30 protein-coding genes and 1 riboswitch are annotated in these 25,579 nt (G+C 71.9%); of the genes, 20 read left to right on the top strand and 10 right to left on the bottom strand.

What is annotated here, in order from left to right:
• Nucleotides 1-10: 10 nt before the first annotated feature.
• Nucleotides 11-298, bottom strand: coding sequence for a type II toxin-antitoxin system Phd/YefM family antitoxin (locus SCNRRL3882_RS34920; RefSeq protein ID WP_010041088.1), 288 nt, complete (start codon nt 296-298; stop codon nt 11-13).
• A gap of 202 nt (nt 299-500) precedes the next feature.
• Complete coding sequence (locus SCNRRL3882_RS34915; protein WP_010041089.1) at nt 501-788, bottom strand: hypothetical protein; 288 nt, start codon at nt 786-788, stop codon at nt 501-503.
• Between the two features lie 130 nt (nt 789-918).
• Between SCNRRL3882_RS34915 and SCNRRL3882_RS34910 the strand changes: the two genes are divergently transcribed.
• The 4 genes from SCNRRL3882_RS34910 (at nt 919) to SCNRRL3882_RS34895 (ending at nt 3,618) form a co-directional block, all read left to right on the top strand.
• Nucleotides 919-1,554 carry an ATP-dependent Clp protease proteolytic subunit gene (locus SCNRRL3882_RS34910; RefSeq protein ID WP_010041091.1) on the top strand — a complete coding sequence of 212 codons (636 nt, stop codon included), beginning with the start codon at nt 919-921 and terminating at the stop codon, nt 1,552-1,554.
• A gap of 7 nt (nt 1,555-1,561) precedes the next feature.
• Nucleotides 1,562-1,870, top strand: a complete 309-nt coding sequence (locus SCNRRL3882_RS34905; protein ID WP_010041092.1) for a hypothetical protein — start codon at nt 1,562-1,564, stop codon at nt 1,868-1,870.
• Between the two features lie 335 nt (nt 1,871-2,205).
• Nucleotides 2,206-2,418, top strand: a riboswitch (cyclic di-AMP (ydaO/yuaA leader).
• A 3-nt stretch (nt 2,419-2,421) separates the two neighbouring features.
• Nucleotides 2,422-2,895, top strand: coding sequence for a C40 family peptidase (locus SCNRRL3882_RS34900; RefSeq protein ID WP_010041093.1), 474 nt, complete (start codon nt 2,422-2,424; stop codon nt 2,893-2,895).
• Between the two features lie 81 nt (nt 2,896-2,976).
• Complete coding sequence (locus SCNRRL3882_RS34895) at nt 2,977-3,618, top strand: DUF6328 family protein (protein WP_010041094.1); 642 nt, start codon at nt 2,977-2,979, stop codon at nt 3,616-3,618.
• Here SCNRRL3882_RS34895 and SCNRRL3882_RS34890 read toward each other — a convergent pair.
• Entirely contained in the window at nt 3,554-4,183 is a 630-nt protein-coding gene (locus SCNRRL3882_RS34890) for a LysE family translocator (protein ID WP_010041095.1), read from the bottom strand. The two genes, SCNRRL3882_RS34895 and SCNRRL3882_RS34890, sit on opposite strands and share 65 nt — an antisense overlap.
• 92 nt (nt 4,184-4,275) lie before the next feature.
• Between SCNRRL3882_RS34890 and SCNRRL3882_RS34885 the strand changes: the two genes are divergently transcribed.
• Nucleotides 4,276-5,202, top strand: coding sequence for a LysR family transcriptional regulator (locus SCNRRL3882_RS34885; RefSeq protein WP_010041098.1), 927 nt, complete (start codon nt 4,276-4,278; stop codon nt 5,200-5,202).
• Between the two features lie 2 nt (nt 5,203-5,204).
• On the opposite strand, the gene SCNRRL3882_RS34880 is transcribed toward SCNRRL3882_RS34885, so the two are convergent.
• Nucleotides 5,205-5,663, bottom strand: a complete 459-nt coding sequence (locus tag SCNRRL3882_RS34880; protein WP_029181257.1) for an ATP-binding protein — start codon at nt 5,661-5,663, stop codon at nt 5,205-5,207.
• A 213-nt stretch (nt 5,664-5,876) separates the two neighbouring features.
• On the opposite strand from SCNRRL3882_RS34880, the gene SCNRRL3882_RS34875 reads away from it, so the two are divergent.
• Together SCNRRL3882_RS34875 and SCNRRL3882_RS34870 are read left to right on the top strand one after the other, a co-directional pair.
• The gene (locus SCNRRL3882_RS34875; RefSeq protein ID WP_010041100.1) at nt 5,877-6,737 is read left to right on the top strand and encodes a helix-turn-helix domain-containing protein; all 861 of its coding nucleotides are present in this window, start codon (nt 5,877-5,879) and stop codon (nt 6,735-6,737) included.
• 9 nt (nt 6,738-6,746) lie between these two features.
• A complete protein-coding gene (locus SCNRRL3882_RS34870) occupies nt 6,747-6,977 on the top strand; it encodes a DUF397 domain-containing protein (RefSeq protein ID WP_010041101.1) in 231 nt (76 codons plus the stop codon).
• 63 nt (nt 6,978-7,040) lie between these two features.
• Here the strand turns inward: SCNRRL3882_RS34870 and SCNRRL3882_RS34865 are convergent, their stop codons facing one another.
• Nucleotides 7,041-8,168, bottom strand: a complete 1,128-nt coding sequence (locus SCNRRL3882_RS34865) for an 8-amino-7-oxononanoate synthase (protein WP_010041102.1) — start codon at nt 8,166-8,168, stop codon at nt 7,041-7,043.
• Between the two features lie 150 nt (nt 8,169-8,318).
• On the opposite strand from SCNRRL3882_RS34865, the gene bioB reads away from it, so the two are divergent.
• The 6 genes from bioB to SCNRRL3882_RS34835 all read left to right on the top strand — a co-directional run bounded on the left by bioB (nt 8,319) and on the right by SCNRRL3882_RS34835 (nt 14,201).
• Nucleotides 8,319-9,512 carry a biotin synthase BioB gene (bioB, locus tag SCNRRL3882_RS34860; RefSeq protein ID WP_010041104.1) on the top strand — a complete coding sequence of 398 codons (1,194 nt, stop codon included), beginning with the start codon at nt 8,319-8,321 and terminating at the stop codon, nt 9,510-9,512.
• Nucleotides 9,505-10,785 carry an adenosylmethionine--8-amino-7-oxononanoate transaminase gene (locus tag SCNRRL3882_RS34855; RefSeq protein WP_010041106.1) on the top strand — a complete coding sequence of 427 codons (1,281 nt, stop codon included), beginning with the start codon at nt 9,505-9,507 and terminating at the stop codon, nt 10,783-10,785. The genes bioB and SCNRRL3882_RS34855 overlap by 8 nt, the downstream gene beginning before the upstream one ends.
• Nucleotide 10,786: 1 nt before the next feature.
• Nucleotides 10,787-11,512 carry a dethiobiotin synthase gene (bioD, locus tag SCNRRL3882_RS34850; protein WP_010041108.1) on the top strand — a complete coding sequence of 242 codons (726 nt, stop codon included), beginning with the start codon at nt 10,787-10,789 and terminating at the stop codon, nt 11,510-11,512.
• Nucleotides 11,513-11,573: 61 nt separating this feature from the next.
• Nucleotides 11,574-12,497 (top strand): class A beta-lactamase, encoded by a 924-nt coding sequence (bla, locus tag SCNRRL3882_RS34845; RefSeq protein ID WP_010041111.1) that lies wholly within the window; start codon nt 11,574-11,576, stop codon nt 12,495-12,497.
• A gap of 9 nt (nt 12,498-12,506) precedes the next feature.
• Complete coding sequence (locus SCNRRL3882_RS34840) at nt 12,507-13,436, top strand: endonuclease/exonuclease/phosphatase family protein (RefSeq protein ID WP_010041113.1); 930 nt, start codon at nt 12,507-12,509, stop codon at nt 13,434-13,436.
• 81 nt (nt 13,437-13,517) lie between these two features.
• Complete coding sequence (locus SCNRRL3882_RS34835; protein ID WP_010041114.1) at nt 13,518-14,201, top strand: class I SAM-dependent methyltransferase; 684 nt, start codon at nt 13,518-13,520, stop codon at nt 14,199-14,201.
• An 8-nt stretch (nt 14,202-14,209) separates the two neighbouring features.
• Here the strand turns inward: SCNRRL3882_RS34835 and SCNRRL3882_RS34830 are convergent, their stop codons facing one another.
• Nucleotides 14,210-14,584 carry a hypothetical protein gene (locus SCNRRL3882_RS34830; RefSeq protein WP_010041116.1) on the bottom strand — a complete coding sequence of 125 codons (375 nt, stop codon included), beginning with the start codon at nt 14,582-14,584 and terminating at the stop codon, nt 14,210-14,212.
• A gap of 4 nt (nt 14,585-14,588) precedes the next feature.
• The gene (locus SCNRRL3882_RS34825; RefSeq protein WP_010041119.1) at nt 14,589-14,864 is read right to left on the bottom strand and encodes a hypothetical protein; all 276 of its coding nucleotides are present in this window, start codon (nt 14,862-14,864) and stop codon (nt 14,589-14,591) included.
• Between the two features lie 135 nt (nt 14,865-14,999).
• Here SCNRRL3882_RS34825 and SCNRRL3882_RS34820 point away from each other — a divergent pair, with 135 nt between their 5' ends.
• Genes SCNRRL3882_RS34820 through SCNRRL3882_RS34805 form a run of 4 tightly spaced genes read left to right on the top strand, consistent with a single transcriptional unit; the run spans nt 15,000 to nt 19,868 of the window.
• On the top strand, nt 15,000-15,839 hold the full coding sequence (locus SCNRRL3882_RS34820) for an ABC transporter ATP-binding protein (RefSeq protein WP_050810254.1): 840 nt from the start codon (nt 15,000-15,002) through the stop codon (nt 15,837-15,839).
• Between the two features lie 4 nt (nt 15,840-15,843).
• Nucleotides 15,844-18,411, top strand: coding sequence for an ABC transporter permease (locus tag SCNRRL3882_RS34815; RefSeq protein ID WP_010041124.1), 2,568 nt, complete (start codon nt 15,844-15,846; stop codon nt 18,409-18,411).
• Nucleotides 18,412-18,457: 46 nt separating this feature from the next.
• On the top strand, nt 18,458-19,351 hold the full coding sequence (locus tag SCNRRL3882_RS34810) for an LLM class F420-dependent oxidoreductase (protein WP_010041126.1): 894 nt from the start codon (nt 18,458-18,460) through the stop codon (nt 19,349-19,351).
• Between the two features lie 55 nt (nt 19,352-19,406).
• Nucleotides 19,407-19,868 (top strand): GNAT family N-acetyltransferase, encoded by a 462-nt coding sequence (locus tag SCNRRL3882_RS34805; protein WP_010041128.1) that lies wholly within the window; start codon nt 19,407-19,409, stop codon nt 19,866-19,868.
• Here the strand turns inward: SCNRRL3882_RS34805 and SCNRRL3882_RS34800 are convergent.
• The 3 genes from SCNRRL3882_RS34800 to SCNRRL3882_RS34790 are packed head-to-tail and all read right to left on the bottom strand — an operon-like array spanning nt 19,822 to nt 22,052.
• Nucleotides 19,822-20,400 (bottom strand): TetR/AcrR family transcriptional regulator, encoded by a 579-nt coding sequence (locus tag SCNRRL3882_RS34800; protein ID WP_010041130.1) that lies wholly within the window; start codon nt 20,398-20,400, stop codon nt 19,822-19,824. The two genes, SCNRRL3882_RS34805 and SCNRRL3882_RS34800, sit on opposite strands and share 47 nt — an antisense overlap.
• 58 nt (nt 20,401-20,458) lie before the next feature.
• Complete coding sequence (locus tag SCNRRL3882_RS34795; protein WP_010041132.1) at nt 20,459-21,850, bottom strand: Asp-tRNA(Asn)/Glu-tRNA(Gln) amidotransferase GatCAB subunit A; 1,392 nt, start codon at nt 21,848-21,850, stop codon at nt 20,459-20,461.
• On the bottom strand, nt 21,837-22,052 hold the full coding sequence (locus tag SCNRRL3882_RS34790) for a hypothetical protein (RefSeq protein ID WP_010041136.1): 216 nt from the start codon (nt 22,050-22,052) through the stop codon (nt 21,837-21,839). The genes SCNRRL3882_RS34795 and SCNRRL3882_RS34790 overlap by 14 nt, the downstream gene beginning before the upstream one ends.
• 100 nt (nt 22,053-22,152) lie before the next feature.
• Here SCNRRL3882_RS34790 and SCNRRL3882_RS34785 point away from each other — a divergent pair, with 100 nt between their 5' ends.
• The 3 genes from SCNRRL3882_RS34785 to SCNRRL3882_RS34775 all read left to right on the top strand — a co-directional run bounded on the left by SCNRRL3882_RS34785 (nt 22,153) and on the right by SCNRRL3882_RS34775 (nt 25,550).
• Nucleotides 22,153-23,043 (top strand): MBL fold metallo-hydrolase, encoded by an 891-nt coding sequence (locus SCNRRL3882_RS34785; RefSeq protein WP_010041137.1) that lies wholly within the window; start codon nt 22,153-22,155, stop codon nt 23,041-23,043.
• Between the two features lie 156 nt (nt 23,044-23,199).
• Nucleotides 23,200-24,540, top strand: a complete 1,341-nt coding sequence (locus SCNRRL3882_RS34780) for a hemolysin family protein (protein ID WP_010041138.1) — start codon at nt 23,200-23,202, stop codon at nt 24,538-24,540.
• A complete protein-coding gene (locus SCNRRL3882_RS34775) occupies nt 24,537-25,550 on the top strand; it encodes a hemolysin family protein (protein WP_102514900.1) in 1,014 nt (337 codons plus the stop codon). The genes SCNRRL3882_RS34780 and SCNRRL3882_RS34775 overlap by 4 nt, the downstream gene beginning before the upstream one ends.
• Nucleotides 25,551-25,579: the final 29 nt, after the last annotated feature.

Genomic DNA, 25,579 nt, shown 5'->3' with positions numbered 1-25,579 from the left:
GGCGCGGAGACTACGCCGGGTCGGCCCCCCGGTGCTCCGCCGCGATCCCGAACCGCTGCCGTTCGCGAGGAGCGGACGCGACATCGCGGACCGTGGAGACCGCGCTGATCACCTGCTCCTCCGCGGGCTCCACGAGCTCCTGGGTCTCGTCGAGCCGCCGCAGGTCATCGGCTGAGACGAGGGCGACGAGGGGCTTCCCGTGCCGGGTGACGACGACGCGCTCGCCGCCGTACACCACGCGGTTGATCAGGTCGGCGAGCTCAGCCCTGGCTTGCGTCACCGGAATCTCGTAGGCCATGCCCCTAGCCTACGCGGCGTCCATGACGTCCGTGGGATCCATAGAGACCATAAAAACCGCAGGTCAGAGGCGGGTTTGACCGGTGACTCACCCACGGGGCCCGTGAGCTGGTCGAGGCCGCCGAACGCCTGCTCGCGCTGTCCGTGTCCGTCGAGACATGATGTCCGAGGCCCTGGCCCATGAGATCAACACGGACTTTCTGTCACGTCCCCCAGGCCGCAGTGCGGTTGACCTCCAGGTGGTGAGCCACGGCTCTGGCCCGGGCCTCATGGTGCATGCGTGGGTGCGGCCCTACTTGATCGCCCGCTTGCCGCTGAGGATCTTGGTCATGGAAGCCGGCCGTGTCGATGTTCTCCTGAACCTCCACACGGAAACGCTCCCGCGTCACCGGCGCGTCCGGCAGCTCGGGGTCCAGCCCTTCGGCCAGCCGTCGCGCCGCCGCGATCCTCTCGCGCAACGGCAGCTTCTTGATCTGCTGACGCTGCACCACGGGCCCGGCGCACCGCGGCGTGATCTACCCGCCCCCACGATCTGCCTCCATTCTGAAAAGTACGTCCTGTACATTTTTTACAGACACAGCTGTCGCCGGAGACGGCTCTGCCCGCGAGGAGGGGGTCGCCATGACCCGACCGTCCGCCCGTTACGTGCTGCCCGAGTTCACCGAACGCACGGCGTCCGGACAACGGTCGATGGATCCGTACTCGAAGCTGCTGGAGGAGCGGATCGTCTTCCTCGGGACGCCGGTGGACGAGACCTCGGCGAACGACGTGATGGCCCAGTTCATGTACCTCGAGCACCAGGCCCCCGACCGTGACATCTCGCTCTACATCAACTCCCCCGGCGGCACCTTCCACGCCATGTCGGCCATCTACGACACGATGCAGTACGTCGCCTGCGACGTGGTGACGACCTGCCTGGGCCAGGCCGGCGCGGCCGCTTCGGTGCTGCTGGCGGCGGGCACGCCCGGCAAGCGATCCGTGCTGCCGGACGCGCGGGTGGTGATCCATCAGCCCGCCCTGCCCGAGCCGGTCCGCGGACAGGCCAGCGATCTGGCGATCCAGGCCGACGAGTTGACACGCATCCGGACCCGCATGGAGGAGATGCTCGCACGGCACACGGGGCGCACCCGGGAGCAGGTGAGCGCGGACATCGAGCGCGACAAGGTCCTCACCGCCCAGGAGGCGGTGGAGTACGGCCTGGTGGACCGGATCATCCCCAACCGCAAGGCCACCCTGGCCCCGCCGACCGGAGAGTGAGCCGCCGGTGCTCCCACCCGAACTGCCGCCGCTGCCCGCGCTGACACGCGCCGAGGCGGAGTTGATCGACCGTTACCTGGAGGTCGTCGATCTGCTCGGCCGGATCAACCCGGCGCTGCCCGGCGACACCTATCGCGGACTGCGCGCCGCCCAGGCCCTGGTCGGCAAGGCGACCGCGCTGCGTGACGCACTGACGCTGATGCACCAGCGGGGCGAGACGGAGCTGCACGCCGGCACCCTCGGCCGGGCACTGCGGGTGCTGGACGGCGAGCGGCGCACGGCCCGCGTCACCCTGCCCCCCGAGTCCGTCAGTTGACGCCGCCTCACCGGCCCGGACACCCGCCCTGTCGACGGAGCGCCCGGGCCTGAGTCGAAACGGGCCGAACGACGTACCCCTGTTCGGAGTAGACGAGAGTCCTTTTTTCGGGCCCTCACAGTTGCGCAACGCGCGTGACCGAAGGGCGGAATGGGACATTCCATCGCTGGTCCGACGGCCAGTGGGCCTGTGGACCGTGGCTCGAACACAGACGTGTCCACCCGAACGGGTGAGTGGTGAGTAACAACACAAATCCCCGGTTCCGTTGGGATTTCGGGACAACCATGAGCCAAGATCCCGTCTGACGACAAGCCCCCGCCGCAGCGGCGGGGCGGTCCGGGCGGACGCCGAGTCCTGCCGCCGCCCGGATGACCGGTCGACAGGAGTGGATCGGCAGGAGTGGAGGACCCAAGCACGACGGGTCGCCGGGACGGTCACGCCATGACCGGGTCCGAGCAGCCCTTGGGGTGAAGCCGCGTCAGCGGCCGGGCAACTTCGCCAGCCCGAATCCGACAGGTCATCCTTCACAGGCGGCTGACGAAGGGTTGCGCATGACTGCGCTCAATCGTGTCCCGTCGCTCATGGTCCGGGCCGGTACGGCCTCGGCCCTCACCATCGCCGCCGTGGGCGGCTCGATCGTGGCTCCCGGCTTCTCCTCCGAGGCGGCGGCAGCCACACCGGCGACCAAGGCACTCCAGATAGCGGCCTCGAAGAAGGGATCGCCCTACAAGTACGGGGCCACCGGCCCGCACAGGTTCGACTGCTCGGGTCTCACGCTGTACTCGTTCAAGAAGGCGGGCAAGAAGCTCCCCCGCACGGCCGCCCAGCAGTACAACAAGACGCGCCACATCTCCGCCAAGAACCGCAAAGCCGGAGACCTGGTGTTCTTCCACTCGGGCAGCAGCGTGTACCACGTCGGTATCTACGCGGGTAAAAACAAGCTCTGGCACGCCCCCAAGAGCGGGGACGTGGTGCGGCTGCAGAAGATCTGGACCAAGAGCGTCTGGTACGGACGCGTGAGGTGATCCGCCCGGCGTGCGGCGGCGTCCCTGACGCGCCGCCGCACGCCGGGGCGTGACACGGCCTCAAGTGGTTACCCGTCCCCCATGGCCGAGCACCGTCCCTGCACCGCGCGCGGCGAGACTCCGCTGCAACGCGCCGACCGGAACTTCGTCGAGCTGCTCCAGGAGCTCCGGGTCACCCAGACGGGCGTACAGATCCTCTTCGCGTTCCTGCTGTCGCTCGCGTTCACCTCGCGCTTCACGTCCCTCGACACGGTCCAGCGCGTCACCTACGTCATCACGCTGCTGCTGGCGGTCCTGGCCGCGGCCCTGTTCACCGCGCCGGCCGCGCTGCACCGCTCGCTCTTCCAGCAGGGCGCCAAGCCGCGCATCGTGCAGGTCTCCTCACGACTGGCCACCACCGGTCTGATCGTTCTGGTGTTCGCCTTCAGCGGTTCGGTCCTGCTGGTGGTCGATGTGACGACCAGTCGGGCCGGCGGCATCGCCGCGGGCGCGGCGACGTTCCTGGTCTGCGTCGGTCTGTGGGGGCTGCTCCCCCGGCTGGTGCGGCGAGCGGGGCTGCGCGACGAGACGCAGGGCAGCCCCGGACGGCCGCAAGCCACCAGCGAGGAGCCTGCGTCCCGGGGTCCCGTCCGGATCCCCGCACCGCCGCGCGGCACGATCAGGCAGCCCTCAGGGGTTCGAGAAGGAGCAGCACGCCGAGAAGCGTCAGCGCGGCCCCGGTGACCCCCTCGACGGCCCGCGCGGCACGCGGCTCCCGCAGCCGGCGGCCGAGTCGGTCCACCAGCAGCGCCACGGCCGGGAACCACAGCAGGGCGAGGACCACCACGATCAGCGCCAGCAGCAGCGTCCGGGGCAGCGCGGGACCGCTCGCGGGCACGAACTGCGGCAGCAGGCTGAGGAAGGTGATGGGCGCCTTCGGGTTCAGGGCGTTCGTGACGAAGCCCTGCCGCAAGGGACGCACGGCGGACGAAGCGGTCCCCGTGGTTTCGGCGACCACGGCACGGTGCCCGCGCAGTGACCACAGCGTCCGCGCTCCCAGGTACAGGACGTAGCCGCCGCCCAGCAGCTGGAGCGCCCGGAACAGCGCGGGCACGGCGGCCAGGACCGCGGCGACCCCCGCAACGGCCAGCGCGGTGTGCAGGAGCAGCCCGCCCGCGATGCCGAGCGCGCAGGCCACGCCGGCCCGGCGGGAGACCAGGGCGTTGCGCACGACCACCGTGAAGTCGGCGCCCGGCATCGCGACCATGCCCGCCGCCACCCCGGTGAAGGCGATGAGTTGTGCGTCCATGCGGCCAGCCTGCCGGACCAGGGCCTTCAGCAGGTATGTCGAATATCCTGAGGAAGCCTTAAGCATCGCTTTGGTCTGTGGAGGTCAGCGGCATGTACGACCCGACCCGGCTCGCGGCTCTGGTCGCCGTCGCGGAGGCCGGGTCCATCACCCGGGCGGCCGAGCGCCTCGGTTACACCCCGCCCGCGCTCTCCCAGCAACTGGCCAAGCTGGAGCGGGAGGCCGGCTCGGCGCTGCTGGTCCGGCATCACCGCGGGGCGCGGCTGACGGGCGCGGGCGAGCTGCTGGTGGCACGGGCCCGGCGCGTGCTCGACGAGTTGGAGCGGGCCCGTCATGAACTGGCCCGGCTGGCCGGTCTGTCGGGCGGCGTCCTGAGGCTCGGGACGTTCCAGACGGCGGGCATCCATCTGCTGCCGCCGGTACTGAGCGCGTTCCGCCGGGCTCACCCGGATGTGGAGCTGTCCGTCGCCGACCACGAACCGCCGACCGGTGTCATGGCCGTGGCCGCCGGTGACATCGACCTGGCCCTGACGCACACGTACGAGCCCGCCGACGCCCTCTCGCTCCCCGCTTCCGTCCGCTTGGAGCCGGTCCTGGTGGAGGAGCTGGTTCTGGTGACCGCCCCGGGTCATGCCCTCGCCGACGGCACGTCCAGGCTTCCCTTGACGGAACTGGCAGGTCAGCCGCTGATCAGCATGGCGCCGGAACATCCTTCCCGGCAGGGTGTGGAGGCGGCGCTGGCGCGGGCCGGGGCCAGCCCGTCGGTCCTGGTCTCGACACCCGGCTATGCGCTGGTGTGCGCACTGGTCAGCGCGGGGCTCGGGGTGGGCGTCGTACCGGAGATGGTGGCGCGGACATCGGTCACGCCGGTCGGGGTGCGCCCGCTCGGGGCGGGCGAATTGCGCCGTACGATCTCGGTCGCCTACCGGGGCGAGGAGGCGGCGCCTGCCGTGGAGGCCTTCCGGGCCCTGTTGCGCGGGGCGTTCGGCCGCGCGCGGCACGCGTCAGAGATGCGGTGAGATCACGGCTCCTGCTGCCCCGCAGCCGTCACGGGCTGGACCGGGACGGTCCACGGGAGTTCGATCGAGATGGTCTTGCCGCCCTCGCGGGTGCGGCGGATCCTGAGCCTGCCGCCGCATTCCGCGGTCAGCCAGCGGATGATGACGAGGCCGCGCCCGTTGTCCTGCTGGACGGCGGCGGGCAGGCGTCTGGGGAATCGCGGGTGGCTGTCCGTGACGCCGATGCGCAGGTGTTCGTCGCGGTCGAGTTCGACGTCCACCGTGAAGGTGGGCGACTGTCCGAACGTGTGCTGGACGGCGTTGGTCGCGAGTTCGGAGATGATGAGCCGGATGGTGTCGGACACTTCCGTGTCCGCCGGCAGGCCCCACTCCGCCAGCGTGCCCACCACGTAGGCGCGCGCTGCGGAGACCGAGGCGGGATCGCTCGGCAGAGTGACGGATGCTTCCAAATGGTCTGCCATGGCGACGTCGTCCCTTTCCCACGGGACCGCAGTCCGACACGGAGCGGAAGGTTCGAGTACGGTCCCGGACTGGTGCTTCGTCGCCAGAGTGCCACCAGAACACCCCGGAAGGGCGGCGATCCACCAAGATATGCATATATCTGTCGCTCAAAGCGGTGAACTCTGCGACGCGAGACCGTATTTGGGTGGCTCGGAAGGAGTAAGGAGTAACCCATGCAGCACGGTCCCGCGGTGCGCCGCCGGAAACTGGGCGCCGAACTTCGCGCGCTGCGCACCTCGGCGGGGCTCACCAGTGGTGAGGCGGCCCGGCTGGTGGGCTGGCACCAGTCGAAGGTCAGCCGTATCGAGACGGGCACGAGCGGGGTGAAACCGGCCGATGTGCGGTTACTTCTCGACGCGTACGCCGTGGCGGACGCTCAACTGCGCGAGTTGCTCATGGTGTTGGCGGGGTCCGAGGACAGTGGCGGGCGGACCCACTGGTGGCACGCCTACCGCGGGGTGCTGCCGCCGACCTACCGGGACTTCATCAGCCTGGAGTCACAGGCCGGCGCGATGCGCACGCTGGAGACCACGGTCGTCCCGGGGCTGCTCCAGACGCCCGAGTACGCCCGTGCGGTGACGAAGGCCGCGGTGGAGGGGCTGCCGGAGGACCGGCTCGACACGCTGGTCGAGGTGCGTCTGGCCCGGCAGGACGTGCTGCGCGCGGATCCGCCGCTGGAACTGAGCGCCGTCCTGGACGAGGCGGTGCTGCGGCGGGAGGTGGGCGGGCCCGGGGTGATGGCCCGGCAGCTGGAACGGCTGGTCGAGGCGGCGCGGCTGCCCCAAGTGCGGCTCCAGGTGCTGCCGTTCGCCGCCGGGGCGCACATCGGAGTCACCGGCCCTTTCGTTATTTTCTCATTTTCGAGCACATCTGATCTGGATGTTGTTGTTCTCGACCACTTGACGAGTAGCCTCTACCTCGAACGGAAAGAAGACCTCCGGGCCTACACGGAGGCCTTCAACGCCCTTCAGATCCACGCCCTTTCGCCCGAGGACTCGTTGGATTTCATCGCCGGGACAGCCGCCGGCGCGTAAGGAGGCACCATGCGTGCACTGCCTCGTCACGTCCCCTCAAGCATCGAACTGCACGGTGTGCGGTGGTTGCGCAGCAGCTACAGCACCGGCGCGAACAACTGCGTCGAGACCGCGTGTCCGGCCGCCCCGCCCTGGGCCGGACTGCTCGCCGTGCGCGACTCCAAGGACCCGGCCGGGCCCGCACTGCTCTTCTCACGGAGGAGCTGGACGGAGTTCACGGCCGCGGTCGACCGCATCTGAGCCGCATCCGAACCACTCCTGATCAGTCCGTCGTCGAGCGACGCACGGCCGTGTCACGCCGACTCATGGCCGCGTCTCGCCGATCAGTCGTACAGCGCGTTCGATCTGTTCCGCGGTCAGGTCCGCGCGGGCGGTCAGCCTGAGCCGTGAGATGCCGTCGGGCACGGAAGGAGGACGGAAGCAGCCCACGGCCAGGCCCGCCGCGCGGCACCCGGCCGCCCAGCGCACGGCGTCCTCGGGAGAGGGCGCCCGCACCGAGACCACCGCGGCGTCCGGACGTACCGCTTCCAGACCCGCGGCGGTCAGGCGTGCGTGCAACTCGCCCGCCACCGCGCGGACCCGAGCCGCGCGCTCCGGCTCGCGGCGCAGCAGCCGCAGTGCCGACAGGGCCGCCCCCGCCGCCGCGGGGGCGAGACCCGTGTCGAAGATGAACGTCCGTGCCGCGTTGACCAAGTGGTCGATCACCCGGGCCGGGCCGAGGACGGCTCCGCCCTGACTGCCGAGCGACTTGGACAGCGTGACCGTCACGACGACGTCGTCGGCGCCCGCGAGCCCCGCCGCGTGCGGGGCGCCGCGGCCGCCGTCACCGAGGACGCCCAGGCCGTGGGCGTCGTCCACCACCAGACCCGCGCCGTGCTCCCGGCACGCCTCGGCGAGCGCGGCGAGCGGGGCCGCGTCGCCGTCGACCGAGAAGACCGTGTCGGACACGGTGATCGCCGTGCCCCCGTGCGTGTGCAGCGCCTTGCGCACGGCCTCCGGCTCGGCGTGCGCCACCACCTGTGTGGTGCCGCGGGCCAGCCGGCAGCCGTCGATGAGCGAGGCGTGGTTGCCCGCGTCGGAGACGATGAGGGAGCCGTGCGGGGCCAGCGCGGTGACCGCCGCGAGGTTGGCCGCGTAGCCGGAGGAGAAGACGAGGGCCGCCTCGACACCGCAGAAATCGGCCAGTTCCCGTTCGAGTTCGGCGTGCAGTTCGGTGCTGCCGGTGACGAGCCGGGAGCCGGTCGAGCCGCCGCCCCAGAGCCGCGCGGCACGGGCCGCACCCTCGGTGACCTCGGGATGGCGGGCCAGTCCCAGGTAGTCGTTGCTCGCCAGGTCGAGGAGCGGTGAAACGGCCGGACGGGGGCGCAGTGTCCGTACGAGTCCGGCGCGACGGCGCAGCCGCGCCTGCTCGTCGATCCAGCCGAACGCCATGGGGGGTCCTCCGGGGAATTTGTAGGCAGTGCACAGACACTAGCGGGCCCACCAGCAGGTCAGTGTGTGGCAATACCCACACCTCGAAGCGCCTCTGTTGTACGAACTCTCCTTGGCCGCGGGCGGCTCCGTACGACAGGATCGGCTCCCATGGACCTGCTGAACACGCTGGTGGACAAGGGGCTTCGGCGCGAACTGCCGACCCGCGAAGAGGCGCTGGCCGTCCTCGCCACGTCCGACGACGACCTGCTCGATGTGGTGGCCGCGGCCGGGAAGGTGCGCCGGCACTGGTTCGGCCGGCGGGTGAAACTCAACTATCTCGTCAACCTGAAGTCCGGCCTGTGTCCCGAGGACTGCTCCTACTGTTCGCAGCGACTCGGCTCCCGGACCGGGATCCTGAAGTACACCTGGCTCAAACCCGACCAGGCCTCCGATGCGGCCGCCGCCGGGGTCGCCGGAGGCGCCAAGCGGGTGTGCCTGGTGGCCAGCGGGCGCGGCCCGACCGACCGGGACGTGGACCGGGTCTCCGAGACGATCAAGGCCATCAAGGAGAACAACGAGGGCGTCGAGGTGTGCGCGTGCCTCGGGCTGCTCTCCGACGGACAGGCCGAGCGGCTGCGCGAGGCGGGCGCCGACGCCTACAACCACAACCTCAACACGTCCGAGGCGACGTACGGGGAGATCACGACCACCCACACCTACGCCGACCGCGTGGACACCGTCGAGAAGGCCCATGCGGCAGGGCTGTCCGCCTGCTCCGGGCTGATCGCCGGCATGGGCGAGTCGGACGAGGACCTGGTCGACGTCGTCTTCTCGCTGCGCGAGCTGGACCCGGACTCGGTTCCGGTCAACTTCCTGATCCCGTTCGAGGGCACCCCGCTCGGCAAGGAGTGGAACCTGACCCCGCAGCGGTGCCTGCGGATCCTGGCCATGACGCGGTTCGTGTGCCCGGACGTCGAGGTGCGGATCGCGGGCGGGCGCGAGGTCCATCTGCGCACGATGCAGCCGCTCGCCCTGCACCTGGCCAACTCGATCTTCCTCGGCGACTACCTCACCAGCGAGGGCCAGGCGGGCAAGGCCGACCTGGAGATGATCGCGGACGCCGGGTTCGAGGTGGAGGGCACCGACCAGGTGACGCTGCCGGAGCACCGCGCGGCCGGCGGCTGCCACGACGGCGGCGGGGTCTGCGGTTCCGAGGGCGGCGGAGTCTGCGGTTCCGCTGCCGCCCCGGAGTCCTCCGAGCCCCGTACGGCAGCCGAGCCCCGTACGGCCGCGGAGCCCCGCACCGACCTGGTCGCCGTCCGCCGCCGGGGCGCCGGAACGGACCTCGCGCCCAATGCCTGAGCTGACGGTGCCCGAACTGCTGGAGCTCGACCGGCGGCACGTGTGGCATCCGTACGGCCCGATGCCCGGCCGGCAGGAACCGCTCGTCGTGGAGTCGGCGAGCGGGGTGCGGCTGCGGCTCGCCGACGGCTCGGGCGAGCTGGTCGACGGCATGGCGTCCTGGTGGTCGGCGATCCACGGCTACAACCACCCGGTGCTGAACGAGGCGGCGCGCGGGCAACTGGAGCGGATGAGCCACGTGATGTTCGGCGGGCTCACGCACGAGCCCGCCGTGCGGCTGGCGAAGCTCCTTGTCGACATGTCGCCCGAGGGTCTGGAGCATGTGTTCCTCGCCGACTCCGGGTCCGTGTCGGTCGAGGTCGCGGTCAAGATGTGCCTCCAGTACTGGCGCTCGCTGGGCCGCCCCCGCAAGCAGCGGCTGCTGACCTGGCGCGGCGGATACCACGGCGACACCTGGCAGCCGATGTCGGTGTGCGATCCCGAGGGCGGGATGCACGAGCTGTGGACCGGGGTACTGCCCCGTCAGGTGTTCGTCGGTCCGCCTCCGGTCGAGTACGAGGAGTCGTACGCCGAACTGCTGCGCGCGTCGATCGAGCGGCATGCCGACGAGCTGGCCGCGGTGATCGTGGAGCCTGTGGTGCAGGGCGCGGGTGGGATGCGGTTCCACTCCCCCGCCTATCTGCGGGTGCTGCGCGAGGCGTGCGACGCGCACGACGTGCTGCTGGTGTTCGACGAGATCGCGACCGGCTTCGGCCGTACGGGCGCGCTGTTCGCGGCGGACCACGCGGCCGTGACGCCGGACGTGATGTGCGTGGGCAAGGCGCTGACCGGCGGCTATCTGACCATGGCGGCGGCGCTGTGCACGCCGCGGGTGGCCGACGGCATCTCGCGCGGCGAGGTGCCGGTGCTCGCGCACGGCCCGACGTTCATGGGCAATCCGCTGGCGGCGGCGGTGGCCTGCGCCTCGATCGAGCTGCTGCTCGGCCAGGACTGGCGCACGGAGGTCAAGCGGATCGAGACGGGGCTGCGGGACGGGCTCGCGGCGGCCGCGGAGCTGCCTGGCGTCCAGGACGTGCGGGTGCTCGGCGCCATCGGCGTCGTGCAGCTGGATCATGCCGTGGACATGACGGCGGCAACGCGGGCGGCCGTACGCGAGGGCGTGTGGCTGCGGCCGTTCCGCGATCTGATCTACACCATGCCGCCGTACGTCACGGGCGACGCGGACGTGGCGCGGATCGCGCGGGCGGTGTGCGCGGCGGCACGGGAGGGATGACATGCCGGTACTGGTGATCACGGGCACGGGCACGGAGGTCGGCAAGACTGTCGTGACCGCCGCGGTGGCCGCGACGGCGCTGGCGGCCGGCCGTTCGGTGGCCGTGCTGAAGGCCGCGCAGACGGGAGTACGGCCGGACGAGCCTGGGGACGCCGCCGAGGTCGCGCGGCTCGCGGGTGCCGTGACGGCGGCGGAAATCGCCCGCTATCCCGAGCCGTTGGCGCCCGCCACGGCCGCCCGCCGGGCCGGTCGCGCCCCCGTGCACCCGCACGAGGTCGCGGAGGCCGCCGCCAAGCTGGCCACCGAACACGATCTGGTGCTGGTCGAGGGCGCGGGCGGACTGCTCGTACGGTTCGACCCGGCCGGCGGCACCCTGGCGGACGCGGCCCGGCTGCTGTCGGCGCCGGTGCTGGTCGTGGCGTCGGCGGGGCTCGGCACCCTGAACACGACGGAGCTGACGGCGCGTGAGCTCCGCTCCCGGGGGCTGGACCTGGCGGGGATCGTGATCGGGAGCTGGCCCGCCGCGCCGGACCTCGCCTCGCGCTGCAATGTCGCGGACCTGCCGGACGTGGCCGGGGCTCCGCTGCTGGGCTCCGTTCCCGCCGGGTCGGGGGCCCTGTCCCCCGCCGCCTTCCGGGCGGCCGCGCCGCACTGGCTGGCACCGCGCCTGGACGGTACGTGGGACGCGGAGGCGTTCCAGGTGCGGGAGGCGCCTCCGGCGTTCTGAGGGTTCCGGCGGGCGCCCGGTGAGAACCGGCGCGGACGTGATCGCGTGTTGGACTACGTACGTGATCACCTTCGAAGGGAACACCGTGCACACCACACACCCGCGCCCGTCCCGGCGCACGGCCCTGACGCTGGGCGCCGCCGCCGCTCTCTCGCTGGGCGCCGGCACGGCCCACGCCTTACCCGGTACGGGCGGCGTCACCGCACGGCTGAGGGAACTGGAGCGGGAGCACACCGCCCGGCTGGGTGTGTACGCGCGGAACATGCGTACGGGCCGGACGGTGGCGTACCGGGCCGGTGAACGCTTCCCGATCGCCTCGGTGTTCAAGACGCTCGCCGCCGCGGCCGTCCTGCGTGACCTCGACCGCGACGGCGAGTTCCTGGCCAGGCGGATCCACTACACCCAGGACTGCGTGACGAAGTCGGGCTACTCCCCCGTCACCCAGGAGAACCTCGCGACCGGCATGACCGTCGGCGAACTGTGCGACGCGACCATCCGCTTCAGTGACAACGCCGCGGGCAACCTGCTGCTGAAGGAGCTGGGCGGACCGACCGCCGTCACGCGCTTCGCCCGTTCGATCGGTGACGGTGTCACCCGGCTCGACCGGTGGGAGCCGGACCTGAACAGCGCGGAACCGTGGCGCGTGACCGATACGACGTCTCCCCGCGCGATCGGCCTGTCCTACGCCCGTCTCGTGCTCGGCGACGTGCTGGAGCCCCGGGACCGGGCACGGCTCACGGACTGGCTGCTGCGCAACACCACCAGTACCGAGAAGTTCCGCAAGGGCCTTCCCCCGGAATGGCTTCTCGCCGACAAGACCGGCCAGCCGGAGTACGGCGGCGCCCACGACGTGGGCATCACCTGGCCGCCCGACGGCACGCCGATCGTGCTGTCCGTGCTGACGATGCAGCCCGAGCGGGACGCCCCGGCCGACAACGCGCTGGTGGCCAGGACGGCCGCGTTGCTGGCGGCTGAACTCGGGTAGGGAGTGCGAGTGGGAGGCGTACGGCCTTGGGACGCCTGGCTCGTCGGGGGCGCCGCCGGTGTCGCCGGTCTGCTGGCCCTGCACTCCGCCGTGCCCAACGGGTTCGGGCGGCTCGGGAGCCTCCTGGAGACGTTCCTGCCGTGGCTGGGCGTGGCCGTGCCTCCCCTCGGCTGCCTCGCCGTGCTCAGGCGGTCGGTGGCGGGACTGCTCGCCTGCCTGGTGCCCGTCGCGGTCTGGCTCTGGATGTTCGGCGGGCTGTGGTTCTCCTCGCCGCCCGAGTCGTACGACCTGACCGTCGTCCAGCACAACGTGGCCGACGACAACGCCGACCCGGCGGGCACCGCGCGGGCGCTGCGCGCCACTCGCGCGGATCTGGTGGCCGTGCAGGAGCTGACGACCGCGGGGCGCCCGGTGTTCGAGGACGTCCTGGGCGCCTCCCACCCGCACCGGGCGGTCCACGGCACGGTCGGGCTCTGGTCGGCCCATCCCCTCTCCGGCGTACGGCCCGTGGACATCCGGCCCGAGGGCTTCCCGGGGAGCTGGCGGCGCGGTCTGCGGGCCACCGTGTCCGCGCCCGGTGGGAAGGTCGCGGTGTACGTCGTCCATCTGCCGTCGGTCCGGCTGGGTCCGACGGGGTTCGCCTCGGCGGCCCGCGACGAGAGCGCGGCGCTGCTCGGGGCCCGGATCGCGGACGACCCGGCCGGCCGGCTCCTGGTGGTGGGCGACCTCAACGGCACGGTGCGGGACCGGGGGCTCGGTCCGCTCACCTCCCGGCTCGACGCCCCGGCCTCGGGGTTCGCGTTCAGCTGGCCGGCCTCCCTGCCGGTGGCCAGGATCGACCAGGTGCTCGGGAGGGGCGCCGAGGTGACACGGGTGTCGGCGCTGGGCTCGACCGGGAGCGACCATCTGCCGGTGCTGGCTCGCGTGCGTCTGCGGTAGGCGGCTCGCCGTCGGGCAGGGGTGCCCCGGGCGTTTCCTGGGGACAATCGCCGTAAGGCCCGCCTCGTCAGGAGGTCTCTCATGCCGCTCCGGTCCGCCCGCTCCGGCAAGGTGTCACGGGATGCCGTGCACCATCCGCTGTTCGCCCGTTACTACGCCCGGATCAGTGTCACCGCCGAGACCCGGATGGGCATGGGCAGAGTCCGCGAGAGGTTGCTCGGCGGGCTGTCCGGGCGGGTGATCGAGATCGGCGCGGGCAACGGGCTGAACTTCGCGCACTACCCGGGCACCGTCTCGGAGGTCGTGGCCATCGAGCCGGAGCGGCGGCTGCGGCAGCTGGCCGTGGAGGCGGCGCTGCGGGCGGAGGTGCCGGTGGACGTGGTGCCGGGTGCGGCCGAGGCGCTGCCGGTCAAGAGCGAGGGCTTCGACGCGGCCGTGGTGTCGCTGGTGCTGTGCAGTGTGCGGGACGTGCCCCGGGCGCTGGCGGAGCTGCGGCGGGTGTTGCGGCCGGGTGGTGAGGTGCGGTTCTTCGAGCACGGCCGGGGCGGCGGCCGGGTGATGACCGTCAGCCAGCGTGCGCTGGACCGGACGGTGTGGCCGGTGCTGAACGGGGGCTGCCACCTGGCGCGGGAGCCGGTGCGGGCGCTGCGGGACGCCGGGTTCGAACTCGGCCCGTACCGGCAGGTGATGATGCCGGAGGAGGGGCCGACGCTGCCCACCTCGTACTGCGTGCTGGGCACGGCGTGGCGTCCGGTCGGTACGTAGTCACCGGGTCACAGGCTCCACTGGCGCAGCTCCTGTTCGATGTCCCGCACGGATGCCTCGCCGCTCTTGACCAGCCGGGCGAGGTCGCGGACCTGCTCGGGTGAGGTGACGACCTTGGCGCCGCTGGCGACGAGGTACGCGTAGGCGACGGCGGAGGCGAACAGGGCGTTGGAGCGTTCCAGCGCGGGGACGTGGATCAGGAGCTGGAGCAGCGCGGCGGCGCGGGCGTGCGGGCTGTCGTAGACGGGGACGTCGAAGATGGCGGCCTGGTGGCGGGCGACGGCGGCGACGAGGGCTCCCCAGTCGGTGACCTGGGGGTCTCCCGGGGTCTTCTGCTCGGCGAGCATCAGCAGCCAGGCGAGGTCGATCTCGAGGTTGTTCAAGGGTTCAGTGGCGACCTTCGCGCGCGCCCTCGCGGTCCTCCCCCACTCTCGGCTTCGCTCGAGCGGGGGCACCCCCGTCGAACTCCTCGGCGAAGACGGACTCGTACTGCTTCATGAAGTCGGCGGCGGCCTCCACGAACGTGTGGCCCACCTCGCCGGTGTCCTGTCTGACCAGCTCCTCGATGTAGCGGTTGACGCTCATGCCGCGGGCCAGGGCGCGTTCGCGGGCGGCTCGGGCGGTGCCCTCGTCGACTCGCACGTTCAGTTGGGTCTTCGCCATACCTCGAAGCTAGCGCGCAGGCGCTAGCACCAGCAAGGGCGGGACTCCGACCCGAGGAGGATACCGAGTGTGGGCCGCGTCACATTACCCTCGGGCAAGGTGACGCAGTCCGACGTCCACCACGAGGAGGCGGCCTTGTCCACACCTGCTGCGGAACACGTCCCCGGCCTCGCGTCGGCCGACGGGATCGCGGCCCGGGCCCGCGGCCTGACCAAGGCGTACGGCTCGGGCGAGACGACCGTGCTCGCGCTCGACGCGGTGGACGTCGACATCGTCAGCGGCCGGTTCACCGCGGTGATGGGACCGTCGGGCTCCGGGAAGTCCACGCTGATGCACTGCCTGGCGGGGCTCGACACCGTCTCGGGCGGCCAGGTGTGGCTCGGCGACACGGAGATCACGGGCCTGAAGGAGCGCGAGCTGACGCGGCTGCGCCGCGACCGGATCGGGTTCATGTTCCAGTCGTTCAACCTCATCCCGACCCTGAACGCGCTGGAGAACATCACCCTGCCCATGGACATCGCGGGCAAGAAGCCCGACGAGAAGTGGCTGGACCAGGTGATCGACACGCTGGGCCTGCGGGACCGGCTCGGGCACCGGCCGTCGCAGCTCTCCGGCGGCCAGCAGCAGCGCGTGGCCTGTGCGCGTGCGCTGGCCTCCCGCCCCGAGCTGATCTTCGCGGACGAGCCGACCGGGAACCTCGACTCGCGCGCCGGACTGGAGGTGCTCGGCTTCCTGCGCGAGGCGGTGGACCAGCTCGGGCAGACCGTCGTCATGGTCACCCACGATCCGGGCGCCGCCGCCCACTCCGACCTGGTGCTCTTCCTCGGGGACGGCCGGATCGTCGACGAGATGCGGCGACCGACCGCGGAGACCGTGCTGGAGCGCATGAAGCGCTTCGACGTGATCCGCGCCCGCCCCGAGGACGCGCCGCCCGCCGCGGGGCCCGACGGCGCCCCGTCCGCCGGGGAGCACTGATCCCGTGCTCAAGGCGACCCTGAGGAGCTTCCTCGCGCACAAGGGGCGGCTGCTGCTCTCGGCACTCGCCGTCCTGCTGTCCGTCGCGTTCGTCACGGGCAGTCTGATCTTCTCGGACACCGTCAGCCGTACGTTCGACCGGCTGTTCGCCTCCACCGCGGCCGATGTGACCATCAGCCCGAAGGAGGACCTCGACGAGGCCGTGCCCTCCGGCCGGACGGCCACCCTGCCGGCCGCGCTCGCCGAACGCGTGCGGCAGGTCGACGGGGTCGCGGCGGCACGCGCCGAGGTGGACGTGCAGGGCCTCACCGTCGTCGACGAGGACGACGAACCGGTCGGTCCGACCACCGGCGCTCCCACGCTCGGCACCGCCTGGAACCCGAACGAGCGCAGCCCCGTGGAACTCACCTCCGGTCACGCCCCGCGCGGCGACGGGCAGGCGCTGCTCGACTCGGAGACCGCCGACCGCAAGGACGTGCGCATCGGCGACACCCTCACCGTGATCGCGCCGCCCGGGTCGTTCGAGGTCCGGGTCGTCGGCATCGCCACGTTCACGACCACCAACCCCGGCGCCGCGCTGGTCTTCCTCGACACCCCCACCGCGCAGACGAAACTGCTGGACAGCCCGCGGGCCGCCACCAGCATCTCGGTCGACGCCGCCGAAGGTGTCAGCGACGAGCAGCTCAAACAGCGCGTGGCCGCCGCGCTCGGCGCGCACACCTACGCCTTCAGGACCGCCGACGAGCAGGCGAAGTCGGACGTCGAGCAGCTGGGCGGATTCCTCGACGTCATCAAGTACGTGATGGTCGGCTTCGCCGGGATCGCCGTGCTGGTGGGCGTGTTCCTGATCGTCAACACCTTCTCCATGCTCATCGCCCAGCGCACCCGCGAGCTGGGACTGCTGCGCGCCCTCGGCGCCGACCGGCGCCAGGTCCGCCGCTCGGTGCTCACCGAGGCCCTCCTGCTCGGACTGGTCGGCTCCACGCTGGGACTCGCCGCCGGCGTCGGGCTCGCGGCCGGGCTCATCGAGCTCATGGGCCTGCTCGGCATGAACATCGACGCCGGCGAGATGGTCATCGGCTGGGTGACGCCCGTGACGGCGTACGTCGTCGGTCTCGGGGTCACCTTCGTCGCCGCGTACCTCCCGGCGCGGCGGGCCGCCGGGGTCTCGCCGATGGCCGCGCTCTCGGACGCCGAGGTCGCCGGGGTGGGCCGGCCGCTGCGGCTGCGTGCGGTGGCGGGCGCGGTCGTCGGGGCGGCCGGTGCGGCGGCGCTCGTGGGATGCGTGGTGTCGGAGCGGACGTCGTCGGCGGCGTCGCTGCTGGGGCTCGGTGTCGTGCTCACCCTGATCGCGACCGTGATCGCGGGGCCGCTGCTGGTGCGCCCGGTGATCCGTGTGCTCGGCGCGGCCTTCCCCGCGCTGTTCGGGTCGATCGGCCGGATGAGCCAGCGCAACGCCCTGCGCAATCCGCGCCGCACCGGGGCCACCGCCGCCGCCCTAATGGTGGGCCTCGCCCTGGTCGGCGGGATGTCGGTGGCGAGCGCCTCGATGACCAGGTCGTTCGACCAGCAGATCGACAAGACGCTGGGCGCCGACTTCGTGATCCAGAACTCCAACTTCCTGCCGTTCCCGGAGGAGGTCACCGGCAAGGTGCGCGGCACCGAGGGCGCGGGCCTCGTCGTGCGGGGGCGGTTCACGCCGGTCGGGGTACGGCTCCCGGACGGCGACCGCGTGGAGACGACCGCCGCGGGGTACGATCCGCGGCTCGACGAGGTCGCCAACATCACGTACGCACAAGGGGACTCGGCGGCCGCGCTCGCGGACGGGCGCCTCGCCATGGACCGGGACTTCGCACGCGACCACGACGTGACGGTGGGCAGCAGGCTCCCGGTGGAGTTCCCGGGCGGGCGCAGGGCCGAACTGACGGTCGGCGCCCTCACCGACCAGGACTCCGCCGAGGGGTTCGGCACGCAGGGCGGGCTCTACTTCGGCCTCGCCACCCTGGAGCGGTACGCGCCGGGCGGGCAGGACTCCGCGCTGTACGTCAACGCCGCCCCGGGCACGAGCGGCGACGAGCTGCGCGCGCGCCTGGAGCGGACCCTGGACCCCTACCCCCAGGTGCAGGTGAGGGACCTGGCCGACTACAAGCAGCTGGTGCACGACCAGATCGCCGTTCTGCTGTACCTCGTGTACGCGCTGCTCGGTCTGGCGATCATCATCGCCGTGCTCGGCGTGGTCAACACCCTCGCGCTGTCGGTCGTCGAGCGCACCCGGGAGATCGGGCTGCTGCGGGCGATCGGGCTGGCGCGTCGGCAGCTGCGCCGGATGATCCGGCTGGAGTCGGTGGTGATCGCGGTGTTCGGGGCCGTCCTGGGGCTCGCGCTGGGTCTGGTGTGGGGCGTGTGCACCCACGAGGTGCTGGCCCTCCAGGGCATGACGGCCCTCGCGATCCCGTGGACCACGATCGTCGCGGTGGTGATCGGCTCGGCCGTGGTGGGGGTCGTGGCGGCGCTGCTCCCGGCGTTGCGTGCCTCCCGCATGAACGTACTGGCGGCCATCGCGCACGAGTGATGGAATCGCGGCGGGTACTCAAGTCGGCTTTGCGTGAGGAGAGTTCATGTCGCGTCCGTTCCGCTTCGGGGTCAACCTGCTCGAACCGGCGTCGGCCGAGGAGTGGCGCGCCAAGTGCCGCCGGGCCGAGGAGCTCGGGTACGACGTGATCCTCGTCCCCGACCATCTGGGCATGCCGGCGCCCTTCCCGGCGCTGGTGGCGGCGGCCGAGGCCACCGAGCGGCCGAGGCTCGGCACCTTCACGCTCAACGCGGGCTTCTGGAACCCGACACTGCTGGCCCGCGAGGTGGCCACGACGGACGCGCTGACGGGCGGCCGGCTGGAGCTCGGGCTGGGCACCGGCTACGTACGGGCGGAGCACGAGACGGCCGGACTGCCCTTCGGCTCGCCGGGCGAGCGGGTGGACCATCTGCGGCGCACGGTCGAGGAGCTGAAGCGGCTGCTGGGCTCGGACGAGCACCAGCCGCGGGCGGCGCAGCGGCCGCGGGTGCCGCTGCTGATCGGCGGGAACGGCGACCGGATGCTGCGGCTGAGCGCCGAGCACGCCGACATCGCGGCGTTCACCGGGGCGCGCACGGCACAGGGCAGCACCACCGGGCAGTTGACGCCGATCACCGCGGACGAGCTCGACGAACGCGTGGCGCGCTACCTGAAGTTCGTGGAGGACCACCGCGAGGAGCCGCCCGAGCTGAACCTGCTCCTCCAGATGGTGATCGGCACCGAGGACCGCGAGGCCGCGGTTCAGCCGTTCCTCGAACTGGTCCCGGACATGACGGTGGATCAGGTGCTGGAGCTCCCGATCTCCCTGATCGGCACCCTGGACGAACTCACCGAGCAGGTCCTGGCCCGGCGCGAGCGCTACGGCTTCACGTATCTGACGGTGCTGGAGCCCTACATGGAGGCGTTCGCGCCGGTCATGGAGCGGGTGCGTGGGGCCTGATGTCCGCATGTTGAAATCTTGCGCACCGGGTGACCGTGCGTGATGTGATCACCGTATGACCGAGCTGCACATCCGGGCCGCGACGCCCGAGGACCTCGACACCGTGCTGGCCTTCTGGAAGGTGGCCGCCGAGGGCACGAGCATCAGTGACGACAGCGGTGGCGTGGAGCGGCTCGTCGCGCGCGACCCCGAGGCCCTGATCCTCGCGGAGCGCGGCGGCGAGTTGGCAGGCACTGTGATCGCGGGGTTCGACGGCTGGCGCTGCCACCTCTACCGGCTGGCCGTGCATCCGGACCACCGCCGCCAGGGCATCGCCTCCGCGCTGCTCGCCGCGGCCGAGGAGCGGTTCGTACGGCTCGGCGGGCGGCGCGCGGACGCGATGGTCCTCACGCGCAACGAGACCGCGCATCAGGCATGGGGTGCCGCCGGGTACGGACCGGAGGAGCAGTGGCGGCGCTGGGTGAAGCCGCTCACCGACCAGGTGTGCTCGGCTGCTCGGCCGGACTGTTCGGGCTGAGGAGTCCTGCCACGAGCCGGTGGGCGTAGGCGACGTCGAGGCCGTCCGGGCGGAACAGGATGCGGTACATCATGGGCGCGACGACCCGGTCGATGACCGTGTCGACGCCGGGTGCCGGCTCCCCCCGCTCGGACGCGCGACGGACGATGACGTCGATCTGCTCGGCGGCGTAGGCGGAGCACTGGCCGGCGTTGCCGCCGTCCGGGTCGCCGAGCAGGGCGTCGCGGATGTAGGCGCGGCCGGTGGGCGAGGCCATCTCGTCGAGGAACTGCTCCGCCCAGGCGGTCAGGTCGGACGACAGGGCGCCGTGGTCCCCGGGTGCGGTGTCGGGCCGCAGCCGCTCGACCGCCACGTCCGACAGCAGCACCTGCATGTCTCCCCAGCGACGGTAGATCGTCGACGGCGTCACGCCCGCGCGCTGGGCGACCATCGGCACGGTCAGGGCGTCCCGGCCGACCTCCGAGGCGAGTTCGCGCACGGCGGCGTGCACCGCTGCCTGGACCCGGGCGCTGCGCCCGCCGGGGCGCACCATCTGTCTGCTCACGGAACCCACCTTAAAGCGAACGCATTGCTTCTAGCGCGGTGCTCCCTCAGGCCGCGGGGGCGAGATCGCGGACGGGCCGGGTCTGTTCGTAGGCGTGCCCGACCCGCAGCAGCAGGCTCTCCCCGAGCGGCGGCCCGAGGAGCTGCATGCCGATCGGCAGCCCCGCCGTGTCGTGACCGACCGGTACGGACAGGGACGGCACGCCGGTGATGTTGGCCGGGGCCGAAAGCCGCACATAGGCGTCGGAGACGCCCTCGACGGTGCCGTCGGCCCAGGTGACCGTCTCCTGACCGGCCGCGACGGCGGTCATCGGCACGGCGGGGGCGGCGATCAGGTCGACCTCCCGCAGCATGCGCGCCCATTCCTCCCGCATGAGGGCGCGGGAGCGTTGCGCGCGCAGGTAGTCCCCGGCGGGCATCAGTTCACCGGCTTCCAGGAGGAGCCGGATGTCGTCCTGGTAGAGCTCCGGGACCGTGCGCAGGCTTCTCTCGTGGTAGGCGGTGGCCTCGGGCACCATCAGGCCCCACTGGGTGGCCTTGATGTAGCGGGTCATGGGGATCCCGACGTCGACGAGGCCGGCACCGAGCGCCTGGAGCCGGTCGATCACGCTTCGGACGGCGGCTTCCACCTCCGCGTCGACGTGGTCGAAGTAATAGGTGCGCGGCACACCGATCCGCAGTCCGGTCAGATCCGTGCCGGGGCCCGGGCGGTAGGACGCCGGGGGTGCGGTCAGGGATGCCGGGTCGCGGGGATCGTGGCCGGCCAGGGCCGCGAGCACCAGGGCCGCGTCCTCGGCGGTGCGGGTGATCGGGCCGACGTGGTCCAGTGACCAGGACAGGGACGTGACGCCGTGGCGCGGGACGAGGCCATAGGTCGGCTTGAGGCCGACGACCCCGTTCAGCGCGGCGGGCACTCGGATGGATCCGCCGGTGTCGGTGCCCAGGGCGAAGGTGGCGGTGCCTGCGGCGACGGCGACGGCTGATCCGCCGCTGGAGCCGCCGGCGATCCGGCCGGGGTCCCAGGCGTTGTGGGTCTGCGGGGTGGTCAGCCCGTAGGCGAACTCGTGGGTGTGGGTCTTGCCGACCAGGACCGCTCCTGCCGCCGACAGGCGTGCCGCGACGGTGCTGTCGGTCCGCGCGCGGTGGTCGGACCTTACCCGGGAACTGGCGGACGTGGTCGTACCGGCGACATCGATCAAATCCTTCAGGCCCATCGGTATGCCGTGCAGCGGACCGCGACGGCGACCGGCCGCGATGTCCTTCTCGGCTCGGCGCGCGGCCTGGAGCGTGCGCTCGGCGTCGACGGTGACGTAGGCCCGGAGGGTCGGCTCCACCTGCTCGATGCGCTCCAGTACGGAGTCGGCCAGCTCGACCGGGGACAGCTGATGTGCCCGGATCGCGTCGGCGGCGGCCGAGAGCGTCAGTTCATACGGCTGCATCGTGCGCCTCCCCCGCCGTTGCCACGTGGTAGGCGGGGCCGGGCGGGGTGTCCCCGAAGTCCAGCTCCCTCAGGACCGCCACGACGGAGTGGATGTGGTCGGCGGTGGCCGCGACCGCTGCGTGACGGTCGGCGGGCAGTACGAGCCCGGCGCGGTGGGCCCAGTGGGCCGCTTCGGGCGGCGTGAGTTCGGGATGGGACATCGGTTCCCCTTAAAAGCCAATGGTTTGCGTTAGTGGACTCTAGGACCTAGGGTCTCCTTAACGCAAACGGATTGCGTTAAGTGCGTCCCGAGGAGGACCAGTGACCACACCCGCTTCCTGGACCGTGGGCGACATCACCGTCCACCGCATCGACGAAATTCCTCTGCCACCTGCCACCGGAGCGTGGCTGCTGCCCGACGCCACGCCCGACGTCGTCGCCGGCCAGGACTGGCTGCGCCCCCACTTCGCCGACGACGAAGGCGTCCTGCGCGCCGACAGCCACAGCTTCGCCTTCACTGTCGGCGGGCTGCGGGTCCTGGTGGACACCGGCATCGGCAACGGCAAGGAGCGGACCAATCCCGCCTGGCACGACCTCGACACCGACTACCTCCAGCGCCTCACCGACGCCGGGTACCCCCCGGACTCCGTCGACCTGGTGATCCTCACCCACCTGCACGCCGACCACGTCGGCTGGAACACCCGGGAGGTGAACGGCGAGTGGGTGCCCACCTTCCCGAACGCCCGCTACCTGACCTCCCGCACCGAGCGGGAGTTCTGGACCGGGTACGACATGGACGAGGCGCGCCGGCAGATGTTCCGTGACTCCGTGGTCCCGGTGGAGGAGGCGGGGCTGCTCGACCTCCTCGACGTCCCCGCCGAGGGCCTCGAAGTCGCCCCGGGGCTGCGCCTGGTCCCGACACCCGGACACACCCCCGGCCATGTCGCCGTAGAACTGACCAGCCGCGGACGGACGGCACTGATCACCGGCGACTGCGTCCACCACCCCGTCCAGCTCGCCCACCCGGGCATCGGCGCCTGTGTCGACATCGACCCCGGACGGTCCGAGGCCTCGCGCCGCGAGCTGCTCGGCACGCTCGCCGGGACGGACACCCTGCTCCTGGGCACCCACTTCGCACCGCCCACCGCCGGCCGCGTCGTCACCCACGAGGGCGCCTACCGGCTCTCTCCGGTCCCCGCCGACTCCCGCTGAGCAGCCCGACCGAAGGACTTTGCCCATCCTTTACCCTTGGATGGCCACTCGGTTCCGCATGAAAGATTGTGAGCGTCCGCCCATGGGCGAGCCTCCTCGTGCGCGGCACCGCGCGTTCCGCCCCGTCCTGGAGAACCATGGAACGGGGGTGAACCGATGACCGAAGTCCTCCTTCTCCTCGCGGCGATCCTGCTCTCGATCGCCTGCGGCGCCTTCGTGGCGGCCGAGTTCTCCCTCACCACGGTCGAGCGCGCCGAGCTGGAACAGGCGGTGGCGCGCGGCGAGCGCGGCGCGCAGGGCGCGCTGAAGGCCGTACGGAACCTGACCTTCCAGCTCTCCGGGGCGCAGCTCGGCATCACCGTCACGAACCTGGTCGTCGGCATGCTCGCCGAGCCGTCGATCGCCGCGCTGATCGCCGGGCCGCTGGAGGACGTCGGCATCTCACGGTCGGCGTCGCACAGCCTGGCGCTGGTGCTGGGCACGGCTGTGTCGACGGTGTTCCTGATGGTCGTCGGCGAGCTGGTGCCCAAGAACTGGGCGATCTCGTCGCCGCTGACGGTCGCCAAGACGGTGGGCAACGCCCAGCGCTGGTTCAGCGCCGCGTTCCGGCCGTTCATCACACACCTCAACAACACGGCGAACCGGGTCGTGCGCCGGATCGGTGTGGAGCCCGCCGAGGAGCTGGCGTCGGCGCGCGGGCCGCAGGAGCTGGCGGCGCTCGCCCGGCACTCCGCCAAGGAAGGCGTCCTGGAGGCCGACACAGCCGAGCTGTTCGTACGGACGCTGAACCTCGCCGACCTGACCGCGGAGAACGTGATGACGCCCCGGGTGCAGGTCGTCGCCCTGGAGGTGCAGGCGACCCTGGAGGACGTGGCGAACGCGACCCGGGCGACCGGCCTGTCCCGGTTCCCCGTCTACCGCGACACCCTCGACTCGGTCGTCGGGACGGCGCACGTCAAGGACGTGCTGACGGTCCCCGCGGAGCGCCGGACCCGGATCTTCGTCTCCGAGCTGATGCGCGAGCCGCTGCTGGTCCCGGAGACCCTCACCGTCGACCGGCTGCTGGACCGGCTCTCCGGCAAGCGCACGATGGCCGTCGTGATCGACGAGTACGGCGGCACGGCGGGCGTGGCCACCCTGGAGGACATCGTCGAGGAGGTCGTCGGCGAGGTGCGCGACGAGCACGATCCGCACGAGCTGCCCGACCTCGCACCGGCCGGCACCGACGAGGCCGGCCACGCCCTGTACTCGGCCGACGGCTCCGCGCGCGTGGACCACCTCGAACGCGTCGGGCTGCGCGCGCCGGAAGGGCCGTACGAGACGCTCGCCGGGCTGGTGGCGACGGTGCTCGGCCGGATTCCGGCCGCCGGTGACACCCTCGAGGTCGCCGGCTGGCGGATGGAGGTGCTGGACGCCACGGGCCGCCGGGCCGCCCGGGTCCGGCTGCGAGCGCCCCTCGACGACGAGAAGCCCGACGAGAAGGGAGCAGAGCTGTGACCGCCGTCCAGCTGCTGATCGGTCTGGCGACGCTCGTCGTCAACGCCTTCTTCGTCGGCGCCGAGTTCGCGCTGATCTCGGTGCGCCGCAGCCAGATCGAGCCCTACGCCGACCGGGGCGACCGGCGCGCCAAGAGCGTGCTGTGGGGCCTGGAGCACGTGTCCGCGCTGATGGCCGCCGCGCAGCTCGGCATCACGCTGTGCACGCTGGTGCTCGGTGTGGTGGCCGAGCCGGCGATCGCGCACCTGCTGGAGCCGGTGTTCCACGCGGTGGGCGTGCCCGAGGGCGCGGGGCACGCGGTGTCCTTCGTGATCGCGCTGACCCTGGCCACGTATCTGCACATGCTGCTCGGCGAGATGGTGCCGAAGAACATCGCGCTCGCCGAGCCGGTGCGCAGCGCGCTGACGCTCGGCCCGCCCCTGGTGACGCTGTCCCGGGCACTGCGCCCGGTGATCTTCACGGTGAACGCCTTCGCCAACGCCCTGCTGAAGCTGCTGCGCGTGGAGGCGCGGGAGGAGGTGGCCGCGTCCTACTCGGACGCCGAGATAGCGCAGATCGTGAAGGACTCCAGCGAGGCCGGCCTCATCGACGACCGCGCCCAGGAGCGGTTGCACGACGCGCTGGAGCTGGGCCGCCGTCCGGTGCGCGACGTGGTGCTGCCGCTGGAACGCGTGGTGTACGCGCGCGTGGGCGTCACTGCGGACGAGCTGGAGCGGCTGTCGGCGGAGTCCGGGTTCTCCCGCTTCCCGGTGGTGGACGAGGGGCGGCGGATCGTCGGCTATCTGCATGTGAAGGACGCGCTGGACGCCGCCGGGCGCGATGTACCGTTCCGGCTGCGGGACATGCGGTCCATCGCGCGCGTGCGGGAGCACACGCCGCTGGACGACGTCCTCACGGCGATGCGGGGCGGCCGGACGCACCTCGCGGCCGTCCTCGGGGCGGACGGCCGGCTGGCCGGCCTCGTGACCATGGAGGACGTGCTGCGGGAGCTGTTCGGCCAGCGGGCGTGAGTAACCGGTCGCCGATGCTCCCGGGTGGG

Origin of the sequence: Streptomyces chartreusis NRRL 3882 (genome assembly GCF_900236475.1) — a bacterium.
Classification (GTDB): Bacteria; Actinomycetota; Actinomycetes; order Streptomycetales; family Streptomycetaceae; genus Streptomyces; species Streptomyces chartreusis_D.
Note: the sequence above shows the minus strand (reverse complement) of the source record. Positions and strands in the feature narration are given on the sequence as shown.

Excerpts from the sequence above, each read along its gene's own strand:
- SCNRRL3882_RS34900 (WP_010041093.1), top strand. The coding sequence starts at position 2,422 with ATGACTGCGCTCAATCGTGTCCCGTCGCTCATGGTCCGGGCCGGTACG.
- SCNRRL3882_RS34855 (WP_010041106.1), top strand. The coding sequence starts at position 9,505 with ATGCCTGAGCTGACGGTGCCCGAACTGCTGGAGCTCGACCGGCGGCAC.
- SCNRRL3882_RS34870 (WP_010041101.1), top strand. The coding sequence starts at position 6,747 with ATGCGTGCACTGCCTCGTCACGTCCCCTCAAGCATCGAACTGCACGGT.
- bioD (WP_010041108.1), top strand. The coding sequence starts at position 10,787 with ATGCCGGTACTGGTGATCACGGGCACGGGCACGGAGGTCGGCAAGACT.
- SCNRRL3882_RS34865 (WP_010041102.1), bottom strand. The coding sequence starts at position 8,168 with ATGGCGTTCGGCTGGATCGACGAGCAGGCGCGGCTGCGCCGTCGCGCC.
- SCNRRL3882_RS34810 (WP_010041126.1), top strand. The coding sequence starts at position 18,458 with ATGTCGCGTCCGTTCCGCTTCGGGGTCAACCTGCTCGAACCGGCGTCG.
- SCNRRL3882_RS34890 (WP_010041095.1), bottom strand. The coding sequence starts at position 4,183 with ATGGACGCACAACTCATCGCCTTCACCGGGGTGGCGGCGGGCATGGTC.
- SCNRRL3882_RS34795 (WP_010041132.1), bottom strand. The coding sequence starts at position 21,850 with ATGCAGCCGTATGAACTGACGCTCTCGGCCGCCGCCGACGCGATCCGG.
- SCNRRL3882_RS34780 (WP_010041138.1), top strand. The coding sequence starts at position 23,200 with ATGACCGAAGTCCTCCTTCTCCTCGCGGCGATCCTGCTCTCGATCGCC.
- SCNRRL3882_RS34880 (WP_029181257.1), bottom strand. The coding sequence starts at position 5,663 with ATGGCAGACCATTTGGAAGCATCCGTCACTCTGCCGAGCGATCCCGCC.
- SCNRRL3882_RS34920 (WP_010041088.1), bottom strand. The coding sequence starts at position 298 with ATGGCCTACGAGATTCCGGTGACGCAAGCCAGGGCTGAGCTCGCCGAC.
- SCNRRL3882_RS34790 (WP_010041136.1), bottom strand. The coding sequence starts at position 22,052 with ATGTCCCATCCCGAACTCACGCCGCCCGAAGCGGCCCACTGGGCCCAC.
- SCNRRL3882_RS34835 (WP_010041114.1), top strand. The coding sequence starts at position 13,518 with ATGCCGCTCCGGTCCGCCCGCTCCGGCAAGGTGTCACGGGATGCCGTG.
- SCNRRL3882_RS34805 (WP_010041128.1), top strand. The coding sequence starts at position 19,407 with ATGACCGAGCTGCACATCCGGGCCGCGACGCCCGAGGACCTCGACACC.
- SCNRRL3882_RS34885 (WP_010041098.1), top strand. The coding sequence starts at position 4,276 with ATGTACGACCCGACCCGGCTCGCGGCTCTGGTCGCCGTCGCGGAGGCC.
- SCNRRL3882_RS34910 (WP_010041091.1), top strand. The coding sequence starts at position 919 with ATGACCCGACCGTCCGCCCGTTACGTGCTGCCCGAGTTCACCGAACGC.
- SCNRRL3882_RS34895 (WP_010041094.1), top strand. The coding sequence starts at position 2,977 with ATGGCCGAGCACCGTCCCTGCACCGCGCGCGGCGAGACTCCGCTGCAA.
- bioB (WP_010041104.1), top strand. The coding sequence starts at position 8,319 with ATGGACCTGCTGAACACGCTGGTGGACAAGGGGCTTCGGCGCGAACTG.
- SCNRRL3882_RS34825 (WP_010041119.1), bottom strand. The coding sequence starts at position 14,864 with ATGGCGAAGACCCAACTGAACGTGCGAGTCGACGAGGGCACCGCCCGA.
- SCNRRL3882_RS34875 (WP_010041100.1), top strand. The coding sequence starts at position 5,877 with ATGCAGCACGGTCCCGCGGTGCGCCGCCGGAAACTGGGCGCCGAACTT.
- SCNRRL3882_RS34800 (WP_010041130.1), bottom strand. The coding sequence starts at position 20,400 with ATGGTGCGCCCCGGCGGGCGCAGCGCCCGGGTCCAGGCAGCGGTGCAC.